The organism is Defluviitoga sp. (genome assembly GCF_035349255.1).
Lineage (GTDB): Bacteria > Thermotogota > Thermotogae > Petrotogales > Petrotogaceae > Defluviitoga.
The window spans coordinates 1-5,804 of record NZ_DAOPSE010000054.1; the positions used below are offsets into that span (position 1 = coordinate 1).

Consider the following 5,804-nt stretch of genomic DNA (forward strand, 5'->3'; position numbering starts at 1 on the left):
ATTATTTATTTTCAAAATTATTAATTATTTTGATAATAAATATCTTTAAAAAAAAATTTAAATTTGCAAATGGGTAAAATATAATATTTATTATGCAGAATGAGCAAAATTCCTTCATTGAGCTTGTAAAACGTAGATATAGTGTGAGATCATACAGTGATAAACCTGTAGAAGATGAAAAAATAATAAAATGTTTACAAGCTGTACATTTGGCACCATCCGCATGTAATGCTCAACCTTGGAAATTTATTATTGTCAATGATCAGAATCTCAAAAATCAAATAGCAGATGCCACATCTAAAAATATTTTACCAATGAATCATTTTACTAAACAAGCTCCCATTCATGTAGTAGTAATAATGGAGAGACCAAATATCTCATCAGCGATAGGCTCTGCCTTAAAAAATAAACCATATAATTTGATAGACATTGGTATAGCTACGGCTCATTTCTGCTTACAAGCTACAGAATTGGGGTTAGGTACTTGTATTGTTGGTTGGTTTAATGAAAAAAAAGTACGTTCATTGCTTAATATTCCTGCTTCTAGTAGGCCTGTTCTGATTATCACCTTAGGTTATCCTAAAAATGATGAAATCCCAGAGAAAAGAAGAAAACCTTTCGAAAAAATATATAATTATAATCGATATTAGAGCTTGATCTTGATAAATTATTAAACAAAATCCTTACATTTTAAAAAACAAAATTGTATATATGCAACAAAATCATAATCATAGCACACGGTTTAAACCGTGTGCTATGATTATTAACGAATAACAAAAACGTTTTAAATTATTTAGGTTAATGATAATATTAGTGAGTATATAAAAATATAAAAGTATATAGAATATAGTAGAGAGTATATAGTAAATACTCATATTTCTTTCTATGTTGCTTGTCTGAACCATGATTTGTGGGATTAAAGGATTTTAGGATTGAGTTTCTTATTTGTCAATATGGTAAATCTTATGTTCTGATTTTTTAAAGGATGACTAAATAGTAGTTTTATATTAAAAAAACGTTTTACCAAATCATTTCCAGAACGGAGACCTTTCTTTTGTTACTTTTCTTTGCAAACAAAACAAATAAAAGTAAATAAAGTAAAAATTTATTAAAAAAAATTATACTCATATGAAATATAGCTATTACTGTTAATGAACCAGTAATAATTTATTTATTAATTAAGCGATTAATTCAATAAATTATATCTTTGTAAAAAAAGTTTGTATATAAAAATATTTTTTATATTTGCAAAAAAAGTTGGTATATAATAAAGTTGTATCTTTATTGCCTAAATAAGACGTTGAGCTTAAGACAATTAGACACTACTAGAATTATATATCATTAATTATTAACTTTAAAATTTAGACATTATGCCAGAATTAAATCGTAAAGGAAATTTAATTGAGGGAGAGGGACAGATGCAAGGTAAAGAAGTAAGAACTTGTGAAAAATTGACAAAAGAAGATCTAAAAGAAATAGAACAATATGCAAAGGAAGAACTAAAGAGATTATTTAATGAAGTTGGTAACCCTAAGGGGAAATACAAAGTATATGAAAATAAACTTATTGCTATATGTCTATGTCAAGGAGCAGCACAACATTTTGTGGATGGAAAAACTGGTATTAAAGATATTGATGTGTGGTTTTTCTTTGAAGAAGATAAAGATGTAAAAATCCCAAACTTTAAAAATATGAGAAAATCGGTGTCTAAAAAATTTACAAATATTGGTGAAAAGAGGATAGATTTTCTTAAGAAAGCGATTAAAGAAGACATTATTAATAAGTCAGAAAGCGAAAAGCCTGAAGATATTTTGAAATCGTATTTGCAAAATGGACATACATCTACCTCAAAACTTTTAGCCCAAAAGTCCGTAGTAGGATTATTTCCTCCTGATATATTTGAGAAAATTATTTGGGGAAAATGACAGAAAAACATCGCCTAACACAGAATAAAAGGTTTGCTTTGCTCACTCAAATTACGCTGGGGCCGAACTTTTTTAATGCTGGAACCGTTATAAACAATAGGATTTCGGTGAATATTCCATAAAAATGAGATAAAATGGTATGCGCTATGATAAATGATGAAGAAAAACAAAAAACAAAATTTGATAGAATAGTTAAAAGATTGAGAGAAAGCTTAGATAAAGCTAAAGAATACGAGATTATTGAGGGTGATGTAAAAGCCTGTGGAGAATTTATAACATCGATCCCTAGGGACTTTGACTACCAAGAGAACCAAGAAACAGAAAGATTAAAACAGAGACTACTGAAAAAGTATAAAGGAAAAAAATTAGAAGATATAATCGAAGGCAAAGAATTCAAAACAGAAAAGGGTATATGCTATCACATAGAAAATCAAGAAAAAATAAGTCTGAACACAATTAACCCAGATTCCGCAAGGAAGAAAATTCTATCAAATCTAAAATTGATTTATGGAATAGGAGATGTAACTGAACGTAATTTGAAAAAGGAGGGATATATAACAATTGAAGATCTTACGAAACATCCTCGTTTTGGTTCTAATGCAAAAGCATTTATGGAAATCATTGATGGTGGTGATACTTCCCAAATTGTAGATTGGATCGGACGTTGGTTTAAAAAGTCTCATCCGATAGCCTTTTATCCTTCGGGTCTCCATAACAAAGAGGACTTTATCTTTTTGGATATAGAAACAATGGGACTTTTTACGAGACTTATTATACTGTTTGGCGTTGCTAGAATTTTTGGTGACCACATGTCAATAAATCAGTATCTTTTACGCGACGTAAAAGAAGAACCAGCTGCTCTAATGGGCTTTTTGTCCCATATTAATAAGAATAGTGTCTTGATAACATTTAATGGACAGACATTTGATGTACCTTATATAAAAGAGAGATTAGCATATTATGGTATGAAAGCAGATCTTGAGAAACCGCATTTTGATATATACTACTTTTCAAAACGTAAATGGAAAGAAGAAGTACCTAACTGTAAGTTAACTACATTAGAGAAGTATTTATTTGGGATAGAAAGAAAAGATGATATCCCAGGTGATTTAGTTCCAGAATTTTATGATACATATATGAAAACCCAAAACATAGGACCGTTAATTCCAATTATTGAGCATAATAAACAAGATTTAATTACGCTTGCAAATATTTTCTCAAAACTTCACAAAGAATGGGAATAATGATAGAAAAAGTGATAAGTGAATTAAAACGAGTAAGAGACGACGAAGGCAAATTTAGATTTAATGATAGAATAGAACACATTGAGCTTCTGCACCCTAAAGAACCTATTTATGGAGAATTGAAAAAAGACTTATTGCAAAACTTAAAGAATTACCTCTTAAAAAAGAACATTAAACTTTATAAACATCAATGCGATGCTATTGATAGCTTAAGAGAGGGGAAAAATATTATTATAACAACACCCACAGCATCTGGAAAAACGCTTGCATTCAACATTCCTGTATTTGAGAAGTTATACCATGATAAAAGCGCTACTGCTCTTTATATTTACCCTACAAAGGCGCTTTCCAATGATCAATTTAAAGTAATAAAAGAGTTTGAAAGTCTGAGTGAAATAGGCGTAAATCCAAATGTATATGATGGAGACACACCACTCAATAAAAGGCCAAAAATTAGAGAGACATCGAGAATAATAATAAGCAATCCCTATGAACTTCATCAGGTCTTACCTTTGCATTATAAATGGCAAAAGTTCCTCAGTAATTTGAAGTTTGTTGTGATAGATGAGGCGCATCAGTATAGAGGTGTTTTTGGTTCAAATGTAGCATTTTTGATTAGAAGGCTACTGAGGATATGTAACTTCTATGGTTCTAACCCCCAATTTATTTTATCGACTGCTACACTTGCTAATCCAATTGAATTTAGCAAAAAATTGACTGGACTTAACTTTGATTTAATTGCTAATGATGGTTCACCTAAAGGCAAGAAATACTTCATTTTCTACAATCCCTATTTTGATGGCGAAGGCACTTTATCCACTCATCAAGAAACCAAAGATTTATTCTTATTTTTTGTAAGAAAGAATCTCCAGACATTATGTTTCACGGTTTCAAGGCAAATGGCAGAATTAATTGCATTATGGTCGAAGAATGAAATTAAAGAATCTGAACCCTACCTTATAGACAAAATTACTGCGTATAGAGCAGGCTATCTACCAGATGAAAGAAGAGAAATAGAAAATAATTTGAAAAATGGAGTATTGAGAGGTGTGACCTCAACAAATGCTTTAGAGCTGGGCATAGATATAGGAACATTAGACAGCGTAGTAATTTCAGGTTACCCAGGAACGATTATATCAACATGGCAACAGGCAGGAAGAGCTGGAAGAGGAATTAATGATGCTGTTGTGACTTTAGTTGCTTTCCAAAATCCGTTAGATCAATATTTTATGAAGCATCCGAAGGTTTTATTTGATAAATCTCATGAGCACGCAATAATTGATTTATCAAATCTTTATATATCTTCTGGGCACTTGATGTGTGCTGCTTCAGAGATACCGATTAAATTGCCGGAAGATATGATATATTTTGGGGATAGAGTCGAAGATATTTTAAAAGAATTAGAAAGACAAAATTTTGTTAAGAATACACCAAACGGTTGGGTTTATTCGGGGATTGTGAGAGCTACGGAGGCTGTTAATTTAGATAATATTTCTTCAAACACATTTAAAATCATTTGTAATGGGACATTGCTTGAGACAAAGAATAGAGCACAAGCTTACAGAGAAGCGCATAAGGGGGCTATTTTACTTCATAAAGGAGAAACATATATTGTGGAAGATTTAGACTTGAAAAATTCAATTGCTCAGGTCATAAAGAAAGATGTAGATTACTACACAGAAGCTATAAAGGCTGTAGATATTACCATTATTAAAAAAATTGAAAAGAAAGAAATCGGTAGTTTTTCTGTTTCATTTGGTGAGGTTGAAGTAAACGAGCAGTATGTAGGATATCAAATAATAAAATATGACAAAGTAATAGGAATGGAACCACTTGATTTACCACCATTAAATTTTAAAACAATGGGATTATGGTATATCGTGCCAGAGGACATAAAAGAAAAAATATGGGAAGAGAGGAAAAAAGACAAAGATATTAAAGAAAAATTGAAAGAGAGATCGGAAGAGGACTTAAAGAGGGAGATCTTTGCAGGAGGCATTCAGGGTATTGAACATGCAATGATTGGTATAATGCCATTGCATGTTATGTGCGACCGATGGGATATAGGAGGCGTATCTGTGCCAAATAATCCAGATACAATGGCCCCCACAATCTTCATTTATGATCGTTTTGAGGGTGGAATTGGGTTGGCTGAAAAAGCTTTTGAGTTGATTGTTGAAATAGTCAAAATGACTTACGAACTTGTGAGGGGCTGTAAATGTGAAAATGGCTGTCCTGGATGCATATATTCGTCTAAGTGGAAAAATGAAAATAATCCTTTGGACAAGAAAGCAACAATACTTGTATTAGAAGAATTACTCCACAAAATGGAGGTTAAAGATAAATAACTCGAAAAATACGATTTTAATGCTCGCTTTCGCACATCATCGCCTAACAAAGAATAAAAGGTTCGTACCTTATGACACTCTCCAAAATTATTTTAGCTTTGCAAAAACTTCTTTTATTTGTAAACCGTTACCAGCAATTCTAAAACCCGCTTCTCACGGTAAATAAATATAAAATTTTTAATCAAAAATCCTTACATTTTAAAAAACAAAATTGTATATTTGCAACAAAATCATAATCATAGCACACGGTTTAAACCGTGTGCTATGATTATTAACGAATAACCAAT

General features: G+C 31.0%; 4 protein-coding genes. All 4 read left to right on the forward strand.

From position 1 onward, the window contains the following. Window positions 1–92 precede the first annotated feature (92 nt). The 4 genes from PKN74_RS07685 to PKN74_RS07700 all read left to right on the forward strand — a co-directional run bounded on the left by PKN74_RS07685 (window position 93) and on the right by PKN74_RS07700 (window position 5,517). Window positions 93–650 carry a nitroreductase family protein gene (locus tag PKN74_RS07685; RefSeq protein ID WP_472310176.1) on the forward strand — a complete coding sequence of 186 codons (558 nt, stop codon included), beginning with the start codon at window positions 93–95 and terminating at the stop codon, window positions 648–650. Window positions 651–1,418: 768 nt separating this feature from the next. Beyond that, window positions 1,419–1,925 carry a hypothetical protein gene (locus tag PKN74_RS07690; protein ID WP_472310178.1) on the forward strand — a complete coding sequence of 169 codons (507 nt, stop codon included), beginning with the start codon at window positions 1,419–1,421 and terminating at the stop codon, window positions 1,923–1,925. A gap of 134 nt (window positions 1,926–2,059) precedes the next feature. Then, the gene (locus PKN74_RS07695) at window positions 2,060–3,169 is read left to right on the forward strand and encodes a ribonuclease H-like domain-containing protein (protein ID WP_472310180.1); all 1,110 of its coding nucleotides are present in this window, start codon (window positions 2,060–2,062) and stop codon (window positions 3,167–3,169) included. Continuing rightward, entirely contained in the window at window positions 3,169–5,517 is a 2,349-nt protein-coding gene (locus PKN74_RS07700) for a DEAD/DEAH box helicase (RefSeq protein ID WP_472310182.1), read from the forward strand. Before PKN74_RS07695 ends, PKN74_RS07700 begins: the two co-directional genes overlap by 1 nt. Window positions 5,518–5,804 lie beyond the last annotated feature (287 nt).

Coding starts and splice junctions, on each gene's coding strand:
- PKN74_RS07695 (WP_472310180.1), top strand. CDS start 2,060: ATGGTATGCGCTATGATAAATGATGAAGAAAAACAAAAAACAAAATTT.
- PKN74_RS07685 (WP_472310176.1), top strand. CDS start 93: ATGCAGAATGAGCAAAATTCCTTCATTGAGCTTGTAAAACGTAGATAT.
- PKN74_RS07690 (WP_472310178.1), top strand. CDS start 1,419: ATGCAAGGTAAAGAAGTAAGAACTTGTGAAAAATTGACAAAAGAAGAT.
- PKN74_RS07700 (WP_472310182.1), top strand. CDS start 3,169: ATGATAGAAAAAGTGATAAGTGAATTAAAACGAGTAAGAGACGACGAA.